The 22,301-nt window shown below is 61.2% G+C and carries 15 protein-coding genes; 6 read left to right on the forward strand and 9 right to left on the reverse strand.

Annotated features, from left to right (window positions below):
• The first annotated feature begins 63 nt into the window (after positions 1–63).
• Positions 64–1,263, forward strand: a complete 1,200-nt coding sequence (locus tag PspS35_RS15705) for an MFS transporter (RefSeq protein WP_159935662.1) — start codon at positions 64–66, stop codon at positions 1,261–1,263.
• Here PspS35_RS15705 and miaE read toward each other — a convergent pair.
• A complete protein-coding gene (miaE, locus tag PspS35_RS15710; protein ID WP_159935663.1) occupies positions 1,219–1,821 on the reverse strand; it encodes a tRNA isopentenyl-2-thiomethyl-A-37 hydroxylase MiaE in 603 nt (200 codons plus the stop codon). The genes PspS35_RS15705 and miaE overlap by 45 nt on opposite strands.
• Before the next feature lie 150 nt (positions 1,822–1,971).
• On the opposite strand from miaE, the gene PspS35_RS15715 reads away from it, so the two are divergent.
• On the forward strand, positions 1,972–2,835 hold the full coding sequence (locus PspS35_RS15715) for a universal stress protein (RefSeq protein ID WP_159935664.1): 864 nt from the start codon (positions 1,972–1,974) through the stop codon (positions 2,833–2,835).
• Between the two features lie 50 nt (positions 2,836–2,885).
• On the opposite strand, the gene PspS35_RS15720 is transcribed toward PspS35_RS15715, so the two are convergent.
• Positions 2,886–3,356: a DUF1289 domain-containing protein gene (locus tag PspS35_RS15720; RefSeq protein ID WP_159935665.1), complete on the reverse strand. Its 471-nt coding sequence runs from the start codon at positions 3,354–3,356 to the stop codon at positions 2,886–2,888.
• A 397-nt stretch (positions 3,357–3,753) separates the two neighbouring features.
• Here PspS35_RS15720 and acnB point away from each other — a divergent pair, with 397 nt between their 5' ends.
• The gene (gene acnB, locus PspS35_RS15725; protein WP_159938054.1) at positions 3,754–6,363 is read left to right on the forward strand and encodes a bifunctional aconitate hydratase 2/2-methylisocitrate dehydratase; all 2,610 of its coding nucleotides are present in this window, start codon (positions 3,754–3,756) and stop codon (positions 6,361–6,363) included.
• Between the two features lie 86 nt (positions 6,364–6,449).
• On the opposite strand, the gene PspS35_RS15730 is transcribed toward acnB, so the two are convergent.
• From PspS35_RS15730 to tpx, 7 genes are all read right to left on the reverse strand, one after another.
• On the reverse strand, positions 6,450–7,196 hold the full coding sequence (locus tag PspS35_RS15730; protein WP_159935666.1) for an SDR family oxidoreductase: 747 nt from the start codon (positions 7,194–7,196) through the stop codon (positions 6,450–6,452).
• Positions 7,197–7,249: 53 nt separating this feature from the next.
• Positions 7,250–9,346: an EAL domain-containing protein gene (locus PspS35_RS15735; protein WP_159935667.1), complete on the reverse strand. Its 2,097-nt coding sequence runs from the start codon at positions 9,344–9,346 to the stop codon at positions 7,250–7,252.
• A 194-nt stretch (positions 9,347–9,540) separates the two neighbouring features.
• On the reverse strand, positions 9,541–10,953 hold the full coding sequence (locus PspS35_RS15740) for an efflux transporter outer membrane subunit (protein WP_159938055.1): 1,413 nt from the start codon (positions 10,951–10,953) through the stop codon (positions 9,541–9,543).
• 170 nt (positions 10,954–11,123) lie between these two features.
• The gene (locus tag PspS35_RS15745) at positions 11,124–14,231 is read right to left on the reverse strand and encodes an efflux RND transporter permease subunit (protein WP_159935668.1); all 3,108 of its coding nucleotides are present in this window, start codon (positions 14,229–14,231) and stop codon (positions 11,124–11,126) included.
• On the reverse strand, positions 14,228–17,329 hold the full coding sequence (locus PspS35_RS15750; protein ID WP_159935669.1) for an MdtB/MuxB family multidrug efflux RND transporter permease subunit: 3,102 nt from the start codon (positions 17,327–17,329) through the stop codon (positions 14,228–14,230). Before PspS35_RS15750 ends, PspS35_RS15745 begins: the two co-directional genes overlap by 4 nt.
• Positions 17,326–18,624: an MdtA/MuxA family multidrug efflux RND transporter periplasmic adaptor subunit gene (locus PspS35_RS15755; protein ID WP_159935670.1), complete on the reverse strand. Its 1,299-nt coding sequence runs from the start codon at positions 18,622–18,624 to the stop codon at positions 17,326–17,328. Before PspS35_RS15755 ends, PspS35_RS15750 begins: the two co-directional genes overlap by 4 nt.
• 232 nt (positions 18,625–18,856) lie before the next feature.
• A complete protein-coding gene (gene tpx / locus PspS35_RS15760) occupies positions 18,857–19,357 on the reverse strand; it encodes a thiol peroxidase (protein WP_159935671.1) in 501 nt (166 codons plus the stop codon).
• A gap of 158 nt (positions 19,358–19,515) precedes the next feature.
• On the opposite strand from tpx, the gene PspS35_RS15765 reads away from it, so the two are divergent.
• The 3 genes from PspS35_RS15765 (at position 19,516) to PspS35_RS15775 (ending at position 22,293) form a co-directional block, all read left to right on the forward strand.
• Positions 19,516–20,805 (forward strand): glycosyltransferase, encoded by a 1,290-nt coding sequence (locus PspS35_RS15765; protein WP_159935672.1) that lies wholly within the window; start codon positions 19,516–19,518, stop codon positions 20,803–20,805.
• 72 nt (positions 20,806–20,877) lie between these two features.
• Positions 20,878–21,783, forward strand: a complete 906-nt coding sequence (locus PspS35_RS15770) for an AraC family transcriptional regulator (RefSeq protein WP_159935673.1) — start codon at positions 20,878–20,880, stop codon at positions 21,781–21,783.
• Between the two features lie 102 nt (positions 21,784–21,885).
• Positions 21,886–22,293: a hypothetical protein gene (locus tag PspS35_RS15775; protein ID WP_159935674.1), complete on the forward strand. Its 408-nt coding sequence runs from the start codon at positions 21,886–21,888 to the stop codon at positions 22,291–22,293.
• Positions 22,294–22,301: the final 8 nt, after the last annotated feature.

Consider the following 22,301-nt stretch of genomic DNA (forward strand, 5'->3'; position numbering starts at 1 on the left):
TCATTCTTTTAAGAGTTTTTAACAAATAGCCTGCAATTTTTAACGCCATCCACAGGGAGTTGTATGCGCAAGGATTATCTGGCGTTCTTTGGTTCGCTGTTCCTGTCGCGGCTGGCGGACCAGGTCCTGCTGTTTATCGTGCCATTGATTGTGTTCCAGACCACGAACAGCGTGGCATGGGCCGGGCTGGCTTTTTTTGTCGAGACGCTGCCGCGCTTCCTGGCCTTCCCGGTGTGCGGGGCCGTGTGCGACAAATATTCACCGGTGCGCATCCTGCACATCAGCCAGGCCTACCGGGCGCTGGCGTGCGGGGTGGCGGTGGCGCTTTATGGGGTATTCGACGGTATCTACTGGCTGGTGCTGCTGTCCGCGTTGTGCGGCGTGCTGACCACCCAAGGCATCATGGCCCGCGAGGTGCTGATGCCGCATGCCTTCAAGCACTACACCTACACCAAGACCCTGTCCTATTCACAAATCGCCGACCAGAGCGGCCTGGTGCTGGGCCCGTTGGTGGCAGCGCTGATGCTCGACGTATGGGCGTGGCATTGGGTGGTGCTGGGCGTCGGCGGACTGTTTGTGCTGGCAGACCTGGCCATGCTGATCTGGCAACGCCATACGACGGTGAGCCTGCACAGCCACGCGCAGCACCGCGACCTCTGGGTGCAGCCGCTGCGCATCGCCTTCGGGCATATCCGCACCCTGACGGAACTGAAGCGGGTGATTACCCTGGCCATCGGCGTGAACCTGCTGATCGGCGTGACGCTGGCCACATCGGCGGCGATGGTCACAGGCCAATACGCGGCCAGCAAGGATACCTACGCCCTGCTACAAGCGGCCGGTGCGGTGGCCACGATCGGGATTCTGTTTTACCTGGCGCGCTCGTCATTGAGGCTGAAAGTGATGGGCGGGCTGTCGTATTCAATGATTGCCGCAGGGGCGTTGATCATGGCGATCAGCCCCAACCTGTGGGGCTACACCTTGGGTTTTCTGCTGGTCACCGGCTTCGACAAGATGTTCAACGTGTACCTGCGCAGCACCCGTCAGCGGGTGATTCCGGCGCAGGATTTCGGCAAGACGGTGGGTGTGATCACCCTGCTCAACAACCTGCCCCAACCGTTGGCAGGGTTGATGATTGCCGTACTGGCAGCGCCATTGGGCACACAAACAGTAATCCTGCTGCTGATGGCGATCACCAGCGTGATCGGCGTGGCCGTCGCCTTAGGCTGGCACGCCACTGTGAAAGCGGAACTCGATATCGGGTGACTCGATCAGTTCCTGCTCGGCCGCCCTCACCCGCTCAATGACCTGGGCAATGTCCTTGGCGTCGCCGTACTGGTAGGCCAGCTTCAAATAACCCTGGAAGTGCCGCGCCTCGCTTTTCAAAAGGCCGAAGTAGAACTTGCTGAGTTCTTCGTCCAAATGCGGTACCAGCGCTTCGAAACGCTCGCAACTGCGCGCTTCGATAAAGGCGCCAACCACCAGGGTGTCCACCAGTTTGACCGGCTCGTGGCTGCGCACCACTTTGCGCAAACCCGAGGCATAACGGCTGGCGTGCAACTGACGCAGCTCGATCTTGCGCTTTTTCATCAGGCGCATGACCTGTTCGTGGTGCACCAGCTCTTCGCGAGCCAGGCGCGACATCATGTTGATCAGGTCGACATGGCCGTGGTACTTGGCGATCAGGCTCAGGGCAGTGCTTGCGGCTTTGAATTCGCAGTTCTTGTGGTCGATCAGCAGGGTTTCCTGATCGGCCAGCGCGGCCTGGACCCAGGCGTCAGGCGTGCGGCAACCGAGGAATTCGTGGATTTCTGGCAGGTTCATCGGGCTCACGGGCAAAAGGATCACAAAAGGCCGGCGATTATACCGACCACGTCGCAGACCACCAGCCACAGGCCTTGATGTGCATCAACATGACGGCTGCCGGGCAGCAACTATAGTTACTTCACGCCCACTTTCCTGGAGATCCCGACCATGCAAGCCATTCGCAGCATCCTGGTGGTCATCGAGCCCGAGCACTCGGAAAGCCTTGCTCTGAAGCGCGCCAAGCTGATCGCCGGGGTTACCGACGCGCACCTGCACCTGCTGGTCTGTGACAAGAAACATGAGCACTCGGCACTGCTGAGTGTACTCAAGGCGGGGTTGCAGGAGGATGGCTACAGCGTCACTACCGAGCAGGCGTGGAATGACAGCCTGCATGAAACCATCATCGACGTGCAGCAAGCCGAAGGTTGCGGCTTGGTGATCAAGCAGCATTTCCCCGACAGCCCGCTGAAAAAAGCGCTGCTGACGCCGGCAGACTGGAAACTGCTGCGCTACTGCCCTACCCCGGTTTTGCTGGTCAAGACCGCCACGCCCTGGGCTGGCGGGGTGATCCTGGCAGCGATTGATGTGGGCAATACCGACGGCGAGCATCGTTCGCTGCACAATTGGATCATTGACCATGGTTTCGACATCGCCAGCCTGGCCAAGGCGCAGCTGCATGTGATCAGCGCCCATCCGTCGCCGATGCTGTCGGCAGCGGACCCTACGTTTCAGCTCAAGGAAACCATCGAGGCGCGCTACCGCGAGCAATGCAAGGCATTCCAGACCGAGTTCGACGTGGACGACGCGCACCTGCATATCGAGGAAGGCCCGGCGGATGTGTTGATCCCCTTCACGGCGCACAAGTGGCAGGCCGCAGTGACCATCATCGGCACCGTAGCGCGCACTGGAATTTCCGGCGCGCTGATCGGCAACACGGCGGAGGTGGTGCTCGATGCTATAGAAAGCGACGTGTTGGTGCTCAAGCCACAGACATTGATGGATCAACTGGAAGAACTGGCCACCAAGGCCTGACGCTGAGCACCCAGACAACAAAGATCCAATGTGGGACGGGGCTTGTGTTGTCAGTCAGCGAGCGCGTCTCTCAGGAAACCCGGCGCGATATAGCGCTGGTAATGGGCCTCAGACAGGATAAAGAACTCACGGTCGATGGCATCGCGCAGTTCCGGCAAGGCCCATTCACGAAACTCCGGCAACAGCACCATGCCGTAAGCCTCCAGGTTATTGATCACCCGCGCCCCGCGAGCGATCAACTGGTACGCCCAGCAGTACTCGGACTGGTGCGGCACGAAGCGGATCTTGCGCTGCTCCAACTGGCCACGCAGGGCCTTGGGGTCGAAAACCTCCAGCTTGCCGGCCATCACCTGCACCAGCAGTTGCTCCAGGCGCAGCCATACCGCACGTTTTTCTTCTTCGTTGTAGCCATTCCACAGGATCACTTCGTGGTGGAAACGCTTGCAGCCACGGCACACCAGATCGCCGTAAACCGTGGAGCACAGGCCGACGCAGGGGGTCTTGATGGTTGAGTTGGACATGGGCAACAACACGCAAATCAGCGAAATAGTGCGCCATGTTAGCCCTTTGTCTAAGGTTGATCACCCAGCAAACTTGCCATCGCAACTTACCTTTAGATTTTTTTTGCCGTAGAATCATCCGGCCTTGTAAGGCGCCAATAATCCGCTGGAAGCTGTTTTCAAAGCGTCACGAGCACAGTCGTTCCTTCAGAACGGTGTTGGCGATGGTTATTACCCGGTAGGTCAATAGCCAGCGCCAACCCTCATCAGCCCCGTTCTGCAGGCGTAAAACTTTGAAAGCAGCTTCTGTGAGGAATGCCGGCAGCGCTGGCTTTGCGGCCCAAAAAGCCCCCGAGCGCATGCGTGCCGTTCATTTCTGGATGAGCGTCCCGTGGGACCACTGATGAGGGTAATAACTGTGCTTGAAGCCTACCGCAAACATATCGAAGAGCGTGCAGCCCTGGGTATTGTTCCCCAGCCGCTTAACGCCGAACAAACCGCAGGCCTGGTCGAGCTGCTGAAAAATCCTCCGGCTGGCGAAGAAGAATTCCTCGTTGACCTGATCACCAATCGCATTCCACCAGGTGTTGACGAGGCTGCCTACGTCAAGGCCGGTTTCCTGTCTGCCCTGGCCAAGGGCGAAGCCACTTCCCCCTTGATCGACAAGAAACGCGCTGTTGAACTGCTTGGCACCATGCAAGGCGGCTACAACATCGTGACGTTGGTCGAGCTGCTGGACGATGCCGAACTGGCACCTGTCGCCGCCGCCCAACTCAAGCACACCCTGCTGATGTTCGATGCGTTCCACGACGTAGCCGAAAAAGCCAAGAACGGCAACGAGCACGCTAAAGGCGTGATCCAGTCCTGGGCTGACGGCGAATGGTTCCGCAACCGTCCGACCCTGGCCGACAAGATCAGCCTGCGCGTGTTCAAGGTTACCGGCGAAACCAACACCGACGACCTGTCCCCTGCCCCGGACGCCTGGTCCCGCCCTGATATCCCGCTGCACGCCCTGGCCATGCTGAAAATGGCTCGCGAAGGCATCGTGCCGGACGAGCAAGGCAAGACCGGCCCGATGAAGCAGATCGAAGAGATGCGCGGCCAAGGCTTCCCGATCGCCTACGTCGGTGACGTGGTCGGTACCGGTTCGTCCCGTAAGTCGGCGACCAACTCGGTATTGTGGTTCTTCGGCGACGACGTTCCCTACGTGCCGAACAAGCGCGCTGGCGGTTTCTGCTTCGGCAGCAAGATCGCTCCAATCTTCTACAACACCATGGAAGATGCGGGCGCCCTGCCAATCGAATTCGACGTTACCAACATGAACATGGGCGACGTGATCGACCTGTACCCGCATGCTGGCAAAGTCTGCAAACACGGCACCGATGAAGTCCTGACCACCTTCGAAATGAAGACCCCGGTCCTGTTGGACGAAGTCCGTGCCGGCGGCCGTATCCCGCTGATCATCGGCCGTGGCCTGACCGACAAGGCACGTGCCGAACTGGGCCTGGGCCCTACCGACCTGTTCAAGCTGCCTGAAGCCCCTGTCGACACCGGCAAAGGTTTCACCCTGGCACAGAAAATGGTTGGCAAGGCCTGCGGCCTGCCGGAAGGCAAAGGTGTTCGTCCAGGTACGTACTGCGAACCGAAGATGACCACCGTGGGTTCCCAGGACACCACCGGTCCTATGACCCGTGACGAACTGAAAGACCTGGCGTGCCTGGGCTTCTCGACCGATCTGGTGATGCAGTCCTTCTGCCACACCGCGGCTTATCCAAAGCCGATCGACGTGACCACCCACCACACCCTGCCTGACTTCATCATGACCCGTGGCGGTGTATCGCTGCGTCCAGGCGACGGCATCATCCACAGCTGGTTGAACCGCATGCTGCTGCCGGACACCGTCGGCACCGGCGGCGACTCCCACACCCGTTTCCCGATGGGCATCTCGTTCCCGGCCGGTTCCGGCCTGGTCGCGTTCGCCGCAGCCACTGGCGTAATGCCACTGGACATGCCGGAATCGATCCTGGTGCGCTTCAAGGGCAAAATGAAACCTGGCATCACCCTGCGTGACCTGGTTCATGCCATTCCTTACTACGCGATCCAGTCCGGCTTGCTGACCGTCGAGAAGAAAGGCAAGAAAAACGCCTTCTCCGGCCGCATCCTGGAAATCGAAGGCCTGAACGACCTGACGCTGGAACAGGCTTTCGAGCTGTCCGACGCCTCGGCCGAACGTTCGGCTGCCGGTTGCACCATCAAGCTGTCGAAAGAGTCCGTCACCGAGTACCTGAACTCCAACATCACCCTGCTGCGCTGGATGATCGGTGAAGGCTACGGTGACCCACGTACTCTGGAACGTCGCGCCCAAGCGATGGAAGCCTGGGTTGCCAACCCTGAGCTGATGGAAGCCGATGCCGACGCGGAATACGCCGAAATCATCGAGATCGACCTGTCGGAAATCAACGAGCCGATCCTCTGCGCACCAAACGACCCGGACGACGCCCGTCTGCTGTCCAGCGTTGCCGGCGAGAAGATCGACGAAGTGTTCATCGGTTCGTGCATGACCAACATCGGTCACTTCCGCGCTGCCGGCAAGTTGCTGGAACAGGTCAAGGGTCAGCTGCCAACCCGTCTGTGGCTGTCGCCGCCGACCAAGATGGACGCTCACCAACTGACCGAAGAAGGCTACTACGGCATCTACGGCAAGGCCGGTGCGCGCATGGAAATGCCGGGCTGCTCGCTGTGCATGGGTAACCAGGCACGTGTAGAGCCGAATTCGACCGTTGTGTCGACCTCGACCCGTAACTTCCCGAACCGTCTGGGTGATGGCGCCAACGTCTACCTGGCCTCGGCTGAGCTGGCGGCAGTCGCCTCTACGCTGGGTCGCCTGCCGACCGTCGAAGAGTACATGGGCTACGCGGCCAAGCTGGACACCATGGCCAGCGACGTTTACCGCTACCTGAACTTCGACCAGATCGCTGAGTTCCGCAAGATCGCAGCAAGCGCCAACATCCCGGTGATTCAAGCCTAAGGTGTTGATGTGAAAAAACGCCGCGTATCGCAAGGTACGCGGCGTTTTTTTATGCCTGCCGCACAGCTTTAGCAGGCGCTATCTCATCAACGGCCGCCACCCAAATCGACAAATGTGCCGGTGGCATACGACGCCTTATCCGACAAGAGCCAGACAATCGCTTCCGCCACTTCATCCGGGCGGCCGCCACGGGCCATGGGAATGCCGGACTCCAGCTTGCTGACCCGGTCCGGGTCGCCGCTCAGGGCATGGAAGTCGGTGAAGATATAACCGGGGCGCACGGCGTTCACGCGGATACCCTCACCCGCCACTTCTTTTGATAAGCCGAGGGTGAATGTGTCGAGCGCGCCCTTGGAGGCCGCATAGTCCACGTATTCACCCGGCGAGCCCAGGCGCGCGGCTACCGACGATACGTTGACGATGCTGCCGCCCTGCCCGCCATGCTTGGGCGACATGCGCAGCACCGCGTGCTTGGCGCACAGGATCGGTCCCAGCACGTTGGTTTTGAGGATGTTCAAGATGCGCAATTCAGACATCTCGTCGACCCGCGACTTGTGCTCCACGGTGCCGGCGTTGTTGACCAGCGCGGTCACGCGGCCCAATTCAGCGTCGACGCGATTGAACAGTGCAATCACCTCATCTTCGATGCTGACATCTGCCCGCACGGCAATCGCCTGGGCACCCAGGCCACGGACCTGTTCCAGAACGCTAAGGGCCGCGTGTTCGTCGCTGCGGTAGTTGATGCAAATGCGATAGCCTTCACGCGCCGCCAGCAATGCCGTTTCAGCGCCTATGCCGCGACTGCCTCCCGTGATAATGACGACTTTGTCCATGCGTGCGGTCTCCTGTTCCAACCGGGTATTAGGGTTGGATCCAATACTAACCGTCACGCACGGTTTTTGTCAGGCGCCAGTGCGTCTTCGGCCCGCTGGATATCTGCCATGAATCCCTCGGCCGGCAGTGGATGCCCCAGCAAGTAACCTTGCAGGGAGTTGCAGCCCAGCCGCGTGAGAAAGCTCTGCTGCACATCCGTTTCCACACCTTCGGCGACAATCCGCAGACCCAGGGCCTGGCCAAGGGCGACGATGGCCGAGACGATGGCCGCGTCGTCGCTGTCGTGCTCCAGGTCGCGCACGAAACCACGGTCGATCTTCAGCTCGTTGGCGGGCAGGCGCTTGAGGTACATCAGGCTGGAATAGCCGGTGCCGAAGTCATCGATGGACAGGTCGACGCCCATGTCCGAGAGCTGCTGCAACACCGTCATGCTCGCATCGGCATCGCTCATGGCGGTGGTCTCGGTGATCTCCAGCGTCAGGCTATTGGCCGGCAACTGATGGCGCTCCAAGGCGGTGGCCACACTCTTGACCAGCCCCGCATGGCAAAACTGCAACGCCGACAGGTTCACGGCGATGCGCCAGTCTTCGTAGCCTTCGACGTACCACACGCTCATCTGGCGACAGGCTTCATTGAGCACCCACTCGCCGATGGGAATGATCAAGCCGGTCTTTTCCGCCAGCTCGATAAAGGTGGCCGGCAACAACAGGCCCTGCTGCGGATGCTCCCAACGCACCAGCGCTTCGGCGCCCACCGGGATGCCACTGACCGCATCGAACTTGGGCTGGTAGTAGAGGCGAAACTGCTCTTGCTCAAGGGCATTGCGCAGGTCCTGCAACAACTGCAGTTGCTTGCGCGCATTGGTGTTCATCGACACATCAAAGAAGCTGTAGCCGTTCTTGCCCATGCCCTTGGCGTGGTACATCGCGGCGTCGGCGTTCATCAGCAGTTCCTGGGGGTTGCCGCCGTTGCCGGGGAACATGGCGATGCCGACACTGGCGGAGATTTTCAGCTCATGCTCGGCCACCTGGAATGAGCGGTTGATCAGGCCGACCTGGCGCTCAGCCAAACGCAGCGCATCATCTGGCTGGCTCAGTTGCACCAGCAGCACAAACTCATCCCCCCCGATGCGCGCCAGGGTGTCGTGGCTGCGCAAGTCTTCGCGCAGGCGCAGGCCGACTTCGCGCAGCAGTTGGTCGCCCATGTGATGGCCAAAGGCATCGTTGACCGGTTTGAAGCCATCCAGGTCGATAAACATCAAAGCGAAGCAACCACCCTGCTCTTTGACCGCCTGCATGGCCTGCTGAATCCGGTCGGCCAGCAAGGTGCGATTGGGCAGGCCGGTGAGCATGTCATGCAGGGCCAAGTGGGTCAGTTCCTGGTTGGCCTGACTGAGGGAATCGGCGAGCACTGCGGTGCGGGCTTGCAGGCGCGCATCGAGCAGCGACGTCAGCAAGGCAATGGCGAGCACCGCCAGGGTGGTGACCAGCACCAGGTTATCCAGACCCTTGCCGGTCAAACCGTCCAGCGCGGCGGCGCAGTAGCTTTCATCGGCAAAGCGTGCCGCCGCCATGCCGGTGTAATGCATGCCAACAATGGCAAAGCCCATCACCACCGCCGCCCCGCCGCGTGCCAGGCGCACATACGGGGCGTTGCGGCGCAGGTTGAAGGCGATCAACAAGGCGGCGCCCGAAGCCACTACGGCGATCAACAACGACGCGCTAAACAGGGTTGGGTCGTAGTCGATACCGGGGGTCATGCGCATGGCGGCCATGCCGGTGTAGTGCATGCTGGCGATGCCACTGCCCATGACCAGTGCGCCAAACGCCAGTTGCCAGGCAGGCAAGCGCGGCTGGCTGACCAGCCACAATGCAAAGCCGCAGGACAGCATGGCGATCAACAGCGACAGCGCCGTAATACCGATGTCAAAGCCCAGCGCAAACGGCAGGCGCAATGCCAGCATGCCGATAAAATGCATGGACCACACGCCCACCCCCATCGCCAATGCACCGCCAACGATCCACAGGTAAACCCCACGCCCCTTGGCGGTCGCGATACGGCCAGCGAGGTCCAGCGCGGTATAGGACGCCAGGATCGCGACGAACAGGGAGATCACGACAAGGGGGGTTGAATAACTACCGATGAGCATGGGGCTTCTCAAAACCGACGAGCTTGAAAAGCCCGTGCCAGGGTGGCAAAGCGGGCGATTGTAGCGAGAATAATTCTTGTACAGGTGATTAATTATCAGAGGGCCATCACCTGCAATTTGACGTCAAACTACTGGCTCTGAAACAGCTAAAAACACCCCCCTCCCACATTTGAACCGGGTTCGACATTAAGAATCTAGTCCTTGGCATCAATCGCGGTCTGGCCATCCCAGCCACCGCCCAGCGCAGCGATCAATTGCACACTGGCCACCAGCCGCGTTTGCAGCAAGGTCAACACGGTGCGCTCGTTACTCAGGGCAGTCGCTTGTACGGTGACCACATCCAGATAGGCAATCAGCCCTGCCTTGTACTGGTTCTGCGTCAAGCGCAGCGACTCGCGCGCCGCGTCCAGCGCTTCATTGCTGACCACCGCCTCGTCTTCCAGCACTTTGAGCTGGACCATGTAGTTTTCCACTTCACGGAAACCATCCAACACGGTCTGGCGGTACTTGGCCACGGTTTCGTCGTAGCTGGCCACGGTGCGGTCGACTTCCGCCGAGCGCTGGCCGCCGTCGAACAGGGTCATGGCGAGTTTCGGCCCCACCGACCAGAAGCGGTTCGGCAGGCTGATCCAGTCGGCGTAGGTACTACTGGAGTAACCACCGGCCAGGCTCAGGCTCAGGTCCGGGTAGTAGGCCGCCTTGGCCACGCCGATATTGGCGTTGGCGGCGATCACCGAGCGTTCGGCCGAGGCGATATCCGGGCGGCGTTCCAGCAGTTGCGAGGGTAGGCTCACGGGAATCTGCGGCAGTGCCGGGATGTCCTTGCTCACGGCCAGGTTGAAGTTGGCCGGCGCTTCGCCGATCAACACGGCGATGGCGTTTTCCAGTTGGGCACGTTGCCAGATCAGGTCGATCAGGCTGGCCTGGGTGCTCTTGAGCTGGGTTTGCGCCTGGGCCACCGCGTCCTTGCCAGAGACGCCGGCGCGGTACTGGTTTTCGGTCATTTGCAGGGAGCGTTGGTAAGTGTCCAGCGTGGCTTGCAACAGACGGGTCTGCTCGTCCATGACCCGCAGTTGCAGGTAGCTTTGCACCAGCTCCGACTGCTGGCTCAGGCGCATCGCCGCCAAGTCCGCCGAGCTGGCTTCGGCGCTGGCCTCGTTGGCCTCCAGGCCCCGGCGCAGTTTGCCCCAGATGTCGGCTTCCCAGCTCACCCCGAGCTGCGCATTAAGGGTGTCGCGGATACCACTGCTGGAACTGCTGAGGCTCGCGCTGCTGCTGCCGGTGCCCTGGCTGGCGCGGGTTTTACCGGCGCTCAGGTCGACCGTTGGGTAAAACGCTCCACGCGAGCTGCGCACCAACGCCTGGGCTTGGCGAAAACGCGCTTCGGCCTGGGCGACGGTCTGGTTGGCGTTGTTCAGGCGCAACACCAGATCATTGAGCTGGCGATCACCGTACAACTCCCACCAGGCGCCACGGGCCAGGGCATCACTCGGCGTCGCCTGGCGCCAGCCCTGGGCTTCCTTAAATTGCACCGGTTCGATGACGTCCGGCCGTTTGTAGTCCGGGCCGACGGCGCAGGCGCTGAGGAACAGACCGCACATCATCATCGCCAGCACCTTCACACCCTTGCCGACGCCCGAGCGGTGGCGAGGGAGCTTGCTCCCGCTGGGCTGCGCAGCGGCTCCAAAAGAGCCAGGGGCCGCTTCGCGCCCCAGCGGGAGCAAGCGCCCTCGCCACAATCGGCGTGCGCGTGGTGCATGGGCGTTGGTTGACTCGGTCATAGCGCAGTGTCCAGGGCAGCATCGGTACGCACGCCGCGCCATTTGTTGAAGCGATGGCGTGCGCGGTCGAGATAAAGGTAAACCACCGGGGTGGTGTAAAGGGTCAGGATCTGGCTGAAGACCAGGCCGCCAATGATGGTCAGGCCCAGAGGCTGGCGCATTTCGGCGCCTTCGGCAGTGCCGAGCAATAACGGCAAGGCGCCAAGAATCGCCGCCAGCGTGGTCATCAGGATCGGCCGCAAGCGCAGCAGGCAGGCGCTGCGAATCGATTCCAACGGGCTCATGCCGTCATTGCGCTCCAGTTGCAGCGCCAGGTCGATCATCAGGATCGCGTTTTTCTTCACCACCCCGATCAACAGGAACAGGCCCAACAGGGAGATCAGGCTGAACTGGCCGCCCAGCAGGTAGATCGACAGCAACGCGCCGACACCGGCCGACGGCAGCGTCGAGAGGATCGTCAGCGGGTGAATGTAGCTTTCATACAAAATGCCCAGCACCAGGTACACCGCCACCAGCGCGCCGAGGATCATGAACGGCTGGCCTTTCTGCGTGGCCGCGAAGGCATCGGCGGTGCCGGCCATCTTGGCGATCACGTCTTCCGGCAAACCGACCTTGGCAATCGCCCGTTCGATAGCGGCCGTGCCCTGCTCCACCGTCACGCCCTCGGCCATGTCGAAGGCGATGTTTTCCGAGGCGAACTGGCCTTCGTGGCTGACACGGTCATCGGCCAGGCTGTTCTCGTAATGGGCAATGGTCGACAGCGGCACCCGTGCGCCGTCGGCGGTAATCACCTGCATCTGGTTGAGGGTAATCGGGTCCTGGGCGTATTTGGGATTGACCTCCATCACCACCTGATACTGGTTGAGGCTGTCGTAGATCGTCGAAATCTGGCGCTGGCTGTAGGCGTTGTTCAACACCCCGGTGACCATGTCCATGTCGATGCCCAGGCGCTTGGCCTGGTCGCGGTCGACAATCAGCGTCACCTGGGCCGCGCCCCGGCCTTCGCGGGCGTCGATGGCGGTGAGTTCCGGCAGCTCACGTAATGCGGCGACCACTTTCGGGTACCACAGGCGCAGGGCGGCCAAGTCGCCGCTTTGCAGGATGTAGGAATACTGCGCACTGGTCTGGTCGCGGCTGCCGCCAAATTGCAGGTCCTGGTCGGCCATCAGGAACAGGCGCCCGCCCGGCACCAGCGGCACGTCCTTGCGCAGGCGCTCGATCACCGCCTGGGCCGAGATCTTGCGCTCGCTGATGGGTTTGAGGCGCACCAGCATCACCGCATTGTTGGTGCCGTTGTTGCCGCCGATAAAGCCGGCCACGCTGAGCACAGCCGGGTCCTTGAGCACAGCCTGGCGGAAGATTTCCATCTTCGGCTGCATCACGCTGAACGACAGGCCATCGTCGCCGCGCACAAAGCCGATCAACTGGCCCGTGTCCTGCTGGGGCATGAAGGTCTTTGGCACCACCACGTACAGCGCAATGTTCACGCCCACGGTGACCAACAGACTGAGCAGGGTCAGGCGTCGGTGACGCAGCACCCAATCCAGGCTGGTGGCGTAGCCGGCGACCATACGGTCGTTGATTTTCTGGCTCCAGCGCTGCAAGCCGGTCATCTGGCCCTTGACGTGCGGCTTGAGCCAGCGGGCGCAGAGCATGGGGGTCAGCGTCAGCGACACGATCAACGAGACAATGATCGCCGCCGACAAGGTGATGGAAAACTCGCGGAACAGGTTGGTAACGATCCCGCCCATAAACAGGATGGAGAGGAACACCGCCACCAGCGACACGTTCATCGACAGCAAGGTAAAGCCAACTTCCTGGGCGCCCAGGTAAGCCGCCTTCATTGGCGGCACACCCTCGTCGATATGCCGGGAAATGTTCTCCAGCACCACGATGGCGTCGTCGACCACCAGGCCGGTGGCCAGAATCAACGCCATCAGCGAGAAGTTGTTCAGCGAGAACCCATACAGGTACATCACCGCAAAGGTGCCCACCAGCGACACCGGCACCGCCAGGGTCGGGATCAGCGAAGCGCGGAAGTTACCGAGGAACAGGTACACCACCAAAATCACCAGCCCGACGGCTATCAGCAGGGTCATCTCGGCTTCGTGCAGGGTGGCGGTGATCACCGGCGAGCGGTCCATGGCCAGGCTCAGTTTGACGCTGGACGGCAACACCGCCTGCAACGCCGGCAACTGCGCCTTGATCTGCCGGACAGTCTCGATGATGTTGGCGCCGGACTGGCGGTTGATCACCAGCAGCACCGCCGGCTCATTGTTGAAGAAGCCGCTGTTGTAGCGGTCCTCGACGCCATCGCTGATCTTCGCCACGTCCGACAGGCGCAAGGCCGCGCCATTCTGGTAGCGAATCAGCAGTGGTTCGTAGTCCTTGGCTTTTTCCAGCTGGTCATTGGCCTGGATCTGCCAGTTGCGCTCACTGTCTTCCAGAGAACCCTTGGGCCGGCGCTGGTTGGCGTTGGCGATGGTGTTGCGCACATCGTCCAGGGCCACGCCGTACTGGTCAAGGGCCTTGGGTTCCAGCTCGATGCGCACTGCTGGCAGTGAGCTGCCGCCGATCTGCACTTCGCCCACGCCCGGCACCTGGGACAGGCTTTGCGAGAGGATGGTCGAGGCCAGGTCGTAGAGTTGGCCCTTCTGCAGCACGTCCGAGGTCAGCGACAGCACCATGATCGGCGCCTGGGACGGGTTGATCTTCTTGTAGGTGGGCATGCTGCGCATGCCGCTGGGCAGCAGGTTGCGCGAGGCGTTGATGGCGGCCTGCACTTCCCGCGCCGCGCCGTTGATATCGCGGTCGGAATCAAACGCCAGGATCACCCGGGTCGAGCCCTGGCTCGACGAACTGCTCATGGTGGTGATGCCGGCAATCGCGCCGAAGGAGCGCTCCAGCGGCGTCGCCACCGTGGAGGCCATCACCTCGGGGCTCGCCCCCGGCAGGCTGGCGGAGACCACGATCACCGGGAAATCGATCTGCGGCAACGGCGACACAGGCAGCAGGTTGAAGCTGACGCCGCCCAGTAACATGATCGCCAGGCTTAGCAGCATGGTCGCTACCGGCCGGCGGATGAAAGGTCCGGACAGGTTCATGACTCAACCGGCTCCAGGCTTTGCGGCTCTTTGCGCCAGCGACGGCCCAGGCGATCGAAGTACAGGTAGATCACCGGCGTGGTGAACAGGGTCAACACCTGGCTCACCAGCAACCCACCGACCATCACCAGGCCCAGGGGCTGGCGCAATTCTGCGCCGGAACCGCTGGCCAACATCAACGGCACCGCACCGAACAAGGCCGCCAGGGTGGTCATCAGGATCGGCCGGAAGCGCAACAGTGCGGCCTGGTAGATCGCGGTCTGCGGGTCGAGGCCCTGGTTGCGTTCAGCGTCGAGGGCGAAGTCGATCATCATGATCGCGTTCTTCTTCACGATCCCGATCAGCAAAATGATGCCGATGATCGCGATCATGCCCAGGTCATTGCCGCTGAGCAGCAAGGCCAGCAAGGCCCCCACTGCCGCCGACGGCAAGGTCGACAGGATGGTGATCGGGTGGATATAGCTCTCGTAGAGCACGCCCAGCACGATGTACATGGTGACCACCGCTGCCAGGATCAGCAGCAAGGTGCTCGACAGCGAAGCTTCGAATGCCTGCGCCGCGCCCTGGAACTGGGTCTGCACGCCCACCGGCATGCCGATGTCTTTCTGCGCCTGATTGATCAGCTCCACGCCTTTGCCCAGTGCCACACCGGGCGCCAGGTTGAACGACATCATCACCGCCGGGAACTGGCCGATATGCGCAATGGCCAACTGCGCCTGGCGCTGCTCGACACGGGCCAGGCTCGACAAGCGCACCTGGCCGCCATCGGTGGTTTTCACATGGATCTGGTTCAGCGCATCCGGGCCGAGGGTTTCGCCGGACTGGGCCTGCAACACCACGCGGTATTGGCTGGCTTGGGTGTAGATGGTCGAAATCTGGCGCTGGCCAAAAGCGTCGTACAGCGCGTCGGTGATGGTCGACACGCTGACACCCAGGCGCGAGGCCGCATCGCGGTCAATCACCAGGTACACCTGCAGGCCTTTGTCTTGCAGGTCGCTGGCAACGTCGGTGAGCTCCGGCAACTGGCTGAGGGTGTGCACCAGCTTGTCGCTCCACAGCGCCAGCAGCTCGGAGTCCGGGGAGGACATGCTGAACTGGTATTGGGTGCGGCTCACGCGATCTTCGATGGTGAGGTCCTGCACCGGCTGCATAAACAGGCGGATACCCACCAGTTTGTCGATCTGCGGCTGCAAGCGGGTGATCACCTGGGCTGCGCTCAAGTCGCGCTCGCCGTGGGCCTTGAGGTTGATCAGCAAGCGGCCACTGTTGAGGGTGGCGTTGTCACCGTCCACACCGATATAGGACGACAGGCTTTCCACGGCCGGGTCGGCCAGGATGATCTTGGCCAGCGCTTGTTGACGCTGGCTCATGGCGGCGAAGGAAATCGACTGCGGCGCCTCGGAAATACCCTGGATCACCCCCGTGTCCTGCACCGGGAAAAAGCCCTTGGGCACCACCAGGTACAGCACCACAGTTAGGCCCAGGGTGGCGATGGCCACCAACAGGGTCAGCGGCTGGTGCTTGAGCACCCATTGCAACTTGCGCCCGTAGGCTTCGATCATCCAGTCGATCCAGGCACCACTGGCCTTGTAGAAACGGCTTTGCTCTTCTTCCTTGGGTTCACGCTTGAGCAGCCGCGCGCACATCATCGGCGTAAGGGTCAACGACACGACCAGGGAAATCAGGATCGCCACCGCCAGGGTGATGGCAAATTCGCGGAACAGGCGCCCGACGACATCGGCCATGAACAGCAGCGGGATCAGCACTGCGATCAGCGACAGGGTCAGGGAAATCAGGGTGAAGCCAATCTGCTTGGCGCCCTTGAGCGCAGCGGCAAGCGGGGTCTCGCCTTCTTCGATATAGCGAGAGATGTTCTCCAGCATCACGATGGCATCGTCCACCACGAACCCGGTGGCGATGGTCAAGGCCATCAGCGTCAGGTTGTTGATGGAGAACCCGGCCAGGTACATCACGCCAAAGGTGCCCACCAGCGACAGCGGCACCGCAATCGACGGAATGATCGTGGCGCTGACACGGCGCAGGAACAGGAAGGTCACCATCACCACCAGGGCGATGGCGATCAGCAACTCGTGTTGCACGTCCTTGACCGAGGCGCGGATGGTCTGGGTGCGGTCAGTGAGCACGGTGACATCCAGGCCGGCCGGCAGGTTGTCGGTGATGCTCGGCAGCAACGCCTTGATGCGGTCCACCACCTCGATCACGTTGGCGCCCGGCTGGCGCTGGATGTTCAATAGCACCGCCTGGTTTTCATTGGCCCAGGCCGCAAGGCGTTCGTTTTCGGCACCATCGACGATTTGCGCGACATCTTTAAGGCGCAACGGCGCGCCGTTGTTATAGGCCAGGATCAGTTCGGCGTATTGCTGGGGCGAGACCAACTGGTCGTTGGCATCGAGCATCGACACCCGCGTCGGGCCGTCGAAGTTGCCCTTGGGCTGGTTGACGTTGGACGCGGCGATCAGGGTGCGCACATCCGACAGGTTCAAGCCATTGGCCGCCAGGGCCTCGGGGTTGACCTTGATGCGCACGGCCTGGCGCTGGCCGCCGGCGATGCTGACCATGCCGACGCCGCTGATCTGCGCGATTTTCTGCGCCATGCGCGTGTCGACCAAGTCATTGAGCTTGGGCAGCAGCATGGTCTTTGAGCTGATGGCCAGGGTCAGCACCGGGGTATCGGCCGGGTTGACCTTGTTGTACACCGGCGGCGCCGGCAGATCCTTGGGCAGCAGGTTGGTGGCGGCGTTGATCGCGGCCTGCACCTGTTGCTCGGCGACATCCATATTGATGTCGAGGTTGAAACGCAGGGTCAGCACCGAGGCGCCACCGGAACTGGTGGACGCCATCTGGGTCAGGCCCGGCATCTGCCCGAACTGGCGCTCAAGAGGCGCAGTGACCGCGCTGGTCATCACATCGGGGCTGGCGCCGGGGTACAGCGTCATCACCCGGATCGTCGGGTAATCCACCTGGGGCAAGGCCGAGACCGGCAGCAAGCGGTACGCGATGATGCCGGCCAGGACGATGGCCAGCATGCTCAGCGTGGTGGCGACCGGGCGAAGAATAAACAGCCGCGACAGGTTCATGCGCCGACCTTTTGCGCCTTGCCGGCGTCAGCGCCGGTCTCCCCTTTCGCCGCAGGTTTGCCCTGCAGGTGTTCAGTCGGCGTGGTCGGCACGGCACTGCTGTCGTTGACCACTTCGATTTCGCTGCCTTCCTTGAGGCGGTCGGTGCCTTCCAGCACCACACGGTCGCCGGCGACCAGGCCTTCCTTGATCACGGTGTTTTCGCCGTCGGTGTCACCGACCACCAGGGGCTGGACCTTGACCTTCTTGTCGCCATCGAGCTTGTAGACAAAGGTGCCGGTGTTGCCGAACTGGATCGCGGCGGAAGGCGCCAGCACCACGTTGTGCAGGGTGTCGGCCAGCAGGTGCACGTTGACAAACTGGTTGGGGAACAGCGCCTTGTCCTTGTTATCGAAGCGCGCCTTGAATTTCAGGGTGCCGGTGGTGACGTCGATCTGGTTGTCCAGGCTCTGCAACACACCGACGGCCTGCTGCTTAACGTCGCCACGGTCCCAGGCTTCCACGGGCAGTTTGTTGCCGGCGTGGTAACGGGCGAGCACGGTTTCCAGGGTGTTTTCCGGCAGGGTGAAGGCCACGCTGATCGGCTGAGTCTGCGTGATCACGGCCAGGGCGGTGGTGTCGTTGGCGGCCACCAGGTTGCCGACGTCAAGCTGGCGCAAGCCCACACGCCCGGCAATCGGTGCGCGGATCTTGGTGAATTCAAGGTTGAGCTTGGCGTCGTCGACCGCGCCCTGGTTGGTCTTGACCGTGCCCTGGTATTGCAGCACCAGCGCTTCGGCGGTGTCGAGGGTCTGCTTGGCGATACTGTCCTGGGCATACAGGCCGCGATAACGCTCGACGTCGACCTGGGCGTTTTTCAGTTGGGCCTGGTTCTGCATCAAGGTGCCCTGGGCCTGGAGCAAGGCGTTCTGGTAGCTGCGCGGGTCGATTTCCGCCAGCAGGTCGCCGGCCTTGACCATCTGCCCTTCTTCAAAGGCGATCTTCACCAACTCCCCGCCCACTCGGCTGCGCACATTGATGGTGTTAAGCGCAGTGACGGTGCCCAAGGCCTTGTAGTAAACCGGGAACTCCCCCAATACCGCCGGCGCCACACGCACCGGTACCGGGCCGGTGGAACCGCCGAAGCCCGGGCGCGCCATGCCGGTTTTGCCGGTGTGGCCGGCCGGTGCGTCTTTTTGGGCCGCGCCGCCGGGCCAGAATTTCCAGCACAGACCGGCGATAACCAGCAGCACAAGCAGGCCGAACAGCCAACGACGGGAGTTGCGGGGGGAGGATTGCATGGAGTGATCAACCATTGGGCGCGAGAGCTTCTTCTTTGGGAGGCTGAAAGATAAGCACTGGGGCGCATTAAGAAAAGCGCCTTTACCGGCTATTTACCTTGGGCTTACAACTTTTAACGTCTGCACTTAGTCCGTCGGCTATTTCCCTAAACGTCTGAAGCACAAATGAAAACGGCCTGGACTAGGCCAGGCCGCAATCATGTATCTAGCGTGTTACCGCATCACGACAGCAATACGCAGAAGGCAGTTACTTCAAGACAGCCAGAACGGCTTCGTAGTTCGGCTCTTCAGCGATTTCCTTGACCAACTCGCTGTGCAGCACGTTGTTGTTTTCGTCCAGCACCACGACGGCGCGGGCGGTCAAGGCGCGCAGCGGGCCATCAGCGATTGCCACGCCAAAGTCCTGAGCGAAGGCAGGATCACGGAAATCCGACAGGTTCTTCACGTTTTCCAGGCCTTCGGAGCCGCAGAAGCGTGCCTGGGCGAATGGCAGGTCGGTGGAGATGCACAGAACAACAGTGTTGTTCAGTTCGTTGGCCTGGGCGTTGAACTTACGCACCGACGTCGCGCAGGTCGGGGTATCAACGCTTGGGAAGATGTTCAGCACTTTGCGCTTGCCGGCGAAGGTCGCCAGGGTTGCATCCGACAGGTCGCCGGCGGTCAGGATGAAATCTGGAGCCTGGGTGCCGACTTGCGGCAATTGGCCTTCAACCTGGACCGGGTTGCCTTTGAGGGTGACTTGAGCCATGAACGGAATCCTTATGCGGGTTTTGGTTAAACGAATTCAAGAGGCGGAAGTTAACCACAAAGTACCGTGGCGACCTACCGCCAGACACAAATTGTCATGCCCACAGGTTGTGGTTTAATTGCGCGCTTTTCGCCCGCCCTTTAAGGAAGCTGTTGTTGATGAAACCGCCTGCCACCAAAGTCCTGGTCATTGGTTATGTCTGGCCGGAGCCGCGTTCATCGGCCGCAGGTGGGCATATGATGCAGATCCTGGAAACTTTTCTTACACAAGATTGGGATATTACCTTCAGCAGCCCCGCCGCACTCGGCGAGCACAAGGCCGACCTCTGCGCACTGGGTATCGCCGAATGCGCCATCGAGCTCAATAACAGCAGTTTCGATGACTTTATCCGCGAACTCGCCCCGGATATCGTGCTGTTCGACCGCTTCATGATGGAAGAGCAGTTCGGCTGGCGCGTAGAGAAGTGTTGCCCCTACGCCCTGCGCGTGCTGGAAACCTGCGACCTGCAAAGCCTGCGCGACGCCCGCCAGCAACGGCTCAAGGATCATCTCAAGGCACACCCGCACAGCGACGACTTCAGCGCATTGTTTGCGCCAGCGCTGGCGCAAGAATTCCAACTGATGGCCGACACGGACATCGCCAAGCGAGAGATGGCTGCCATCTACCGCTGTGACATCAGCCTGATGATCTCCGACGTGGAGATGCGCTTGCTGACCGAGCAATTCAACGTGCCAGCCGCCCTGCTCCACTGGTGCCCGCTGATGCTGGAGCTGCCGCGCGCGCCTTTCGCGCCGTTCGAAGACCGTGCGCATTTCCTGAGCATCGGCAACTTCCGCCACGCCCCCAATTGGGATGCGGTGCTGTGGATGAAGAACAGCCTGTGGCCATTGATTCGCCAACAGTTGCCGGGGGCGCAATTGCACCTCTACGGTGCCTACACCCCGCCCAAGGCGACCGCGTTGCACAACCCGGCGCAGGGCTTTCATGTGATGAACTGGGCCGAGGACGCGTTGCAGGTGATGAGCGCAGCACGCATCTGCCTGGCACCGCTGCGCTTCGGCGCGGGCATCAAGGGCAAGCTGGCGGACGCCATGTTATGCGGCACACCGAACATCACCACGCCGATCGGTGCCGAGGGCATGGGCGATGAACAGGCTTGGCCGGGCATGATCGAACACAGCGCTCCGGCCCTGGCCGCCGCTGCCGTGGCCTTGTACCAGGACCGCGAACGCTGGACCCAGGCCCAGGAAGACGGCCGCCAGTTGATTGCCCGTCGCTACAACCAGAACGTCCACGGCCCCGCGCTGGTGGAATGCCTGGAGCACTGCCGCAGCGACCTCGCCGCCCATCGCCGCAACAACTTCACCGGCAGCATGCTGCGCCATCACGCCCACAAAAGTACCCAGTACATGTCCCAGTGGATCGAGGCGAAAAACCGCGTGCTGTAAACACCGACGCTGGCAGGGTCGCGCGCAAGGGGGCATTATTCGGGTCGCAACCAACAATAAAGCGACGGCAGCATGACCCGAGCAACGCGCATCACCGACCCTTCCTACGAGCTGATGGACGATCACAACGGTCTGTCCATCATCTATCGCCAACACGGCTTCCCCTGCCCGCTGGTGCGCTGGCATTTCCACAAGGAATACGAGCTGCACCTGATCGTCGCCAGCTCCGGCAAAGTGTTTATCGGCGACTACATCGGCAACTTCTACCCCGAAAGCCTGTTCCTCACCGGCCCCAACCTGCCCCATAACTGGATCAGCCAGGTGGAGGAAGACGAGGTGGTGCCCAAGCGCGACATGCTGGTGAATTTCACCGATGAGCTGTTCGAGCAGGGCAGCCACATTTTTACCGAGCTGAAAATGCTGGCACCGTTGCTGGAGCGCGCTCAATACGGTATTGAGTTCCGCTGCAAAAAAACCATCGCCCAAGCCATGAGCCTGATGCAACGTATCGAAGATGCCCAGGGCATGGCGCGCCTGGGGCACTTCTTTATCTTGCTGGAAGTGTTGAGTACCTGTGAGGACTACCAACTGCTGTCCGGCGTGACCACGCCGCAACTGGCCGATGAGCACAGCATCGACCGCACCAACCGCGCGGTGGACTATATCTTTGCGCATTACGCGCGGGAGTTGCCCCTGGAGGAAGTGGCGGAACACCTGGGCATGAAGCCGACGTATTTTTCCCGGGTGTTCAAGCAGGCCACCGGGCGCACGTTTATCGAATTCGTCAACCGGCTGCGCATCAGTAAATCCTGCGAATTGCTCGCGGACGGTAACAAGGCCGTGACGGACGTGTGTTTTGAGTCAGGCTTTAACAACATCTCCAACTTCAACCGACGTTTTCAGCAGCTCAAGGGCATGACGCCTTCCCATTACCGGCGCCTGGCAGTACAACGCCTGACTGAGCAAAACCTGGCTTGAAAGCAGGGCTGCCACTCATCTGAACTGGTAGTTCTGACAGTATCGCGCTTGTAGTGCATTGCTCATGCTGATGTTCGCGCCCTTATCAGCAGAGCCTCCACCATGAACAAATCAGGCAACACGCCCCTTTTCATCGACGAGTTTTCGAAATTCGACACGCCCGGCCAGACCTGGTCCTGGACCGGCGAAGGCGAGATCCAGATTGACGACTTCGACGGCAATTATCGTTGGCTCTCAAACTCCGTGGCGCGGGACTTTGGCAAGGTGCTCAATGGTTCGGCCAAGGTCTATCTAACCGTACGCCTGCGTGGGAGGCTCCCCAATGAAACGCTGGTGGCGGTACACCATGGGAACACCTGGCGGATTCCTGGGATCAGCAACTCACAATTTGGCTCCTATCGATTCGAACTAATGTCTACGGACGACGGAGAGCTGTCGGTTAGCGTGCATTTCGAGACACGTCAACACATGGTGATCGAATCAATCATGACCAAGGGGCCTGTGCCATAAGCGCGGTC

Source organism: Pseudomonas sp. S35 (genome assembly GCF_009866765.1).
Classification (GTDB): domain Bacteria; phylum Pseudomonadota; class Gammaproteobacteria; order Pseudomonadales; family Pseudomonadaceae; genus Aquipseudomonas.

What these genes read in the sequence shown, in the direction of transcription:
- PspS35_RS15705 (WP_159935662.1), top strand. Translation starts at nt 64, where the DNA reads ATGCGCAAGGATTATCTGGCGTTCTTTGGTTCGCTGTTCCTGTCGCGG.
- miaE (WP_159935663.1), bottom strand. Translation starts at nt 1,821, where the DNA reads ATGAACCTGCCAGAAATCCACGAATTCCTCGGTTGCCGCACGCCTGAC.
- PspS35_RS15715 (WP_159935664.1), top strand. Translation starts at nt 1,972, where the DNA reads ATGCAAGCCATTCGCAGCATCCTGGTGGTCATCGAGCCCGAGCACTCG.
- PspS35_RS15720 (WP_159935665.1), bottom strand. Translation starts at nt 3,356, where the DNA reads ATGTCCAACTCAACCATCAAGACCCCCTGCGTCGGCCTGTGCTCCACG.
- PspS35_RS15730 (WP_159935666.1), bottom strand. Translation starts at nt 7,196, where the DNA reads ATGGACAAAGTCGTCATTATCACGGGAGGCAGTCGCGGCATAGGCGCT.
- PspS35_RS15735 (WP_159935667.1), bottom strand. Translation starts at nt 9,346, where the DNA reads ATGCTCATCGGTAGTTATTCAACCCCCCTTGTCGTGATCTCCCTGTTC.
- PspS35_RS15740 (WP_159938055.1), bottom strand. Translation starts at nt 10,953, where the DNA reads ATGATGATGTGCGGTCTGTTCCTCAGCGCCTGCGCCGTCGGCCCGGAC.
- PspS35_RS15745 (WP_159935668.1), bottom strand. Translation starts at nt 14,231, where the DNA reads ATGAACCTGTCCGGACCTTTCATCCGCCGGCCGGTAGCGACCATGCTG.
- PspS35_RS15750 (WP_159935669.1), bottom strand. Translation starts at nt 17,329, where the DNA reads ATGAACCTGTCGCGGCTGTTTATTCTTCGCCCGGTCGCCACCACGCTG.
- PspS35_RS15755 (WP_159935670.1), bottom strand. Translation starts at nt 18,624, where the DNA reads ATGGTTGATCACTCCATGCAATCCTCCCCCCGCAACTCCCGTCGTTGG.
- tpx (WP_159935671.1), bottom strand. Translation starts at nt 19,357, where the DNA reads ATGGCTCAAGTCACCCTCAAAGGCAACCCGGTCCAGGTTGAAGGCCAA.
- PspS35_RS15765 (WP_159935672.1), top strand. Translation starts at nt 19,516, where the DNA reads ATGAAACCGCCTGCCACCAAAGTCCTGGTCATTGGTTATGTCTGGCCG.
- PspS35_RS15770 (WP_159935673.1), top strand. Translation starts at nt 20,878, where the DNA reads ATGACCCGAGCAACGCGCATCACCGACCCTTCCTACGAGCTGATGGAC.
- PspS35_RS15775 (WP_159935674.1), top strand. Translation starts at nt 21,886, where the DNA reads ATGAACAAATCAGGCAACACGCCCCTTTTCATCGACGAGTTTTCGAAA.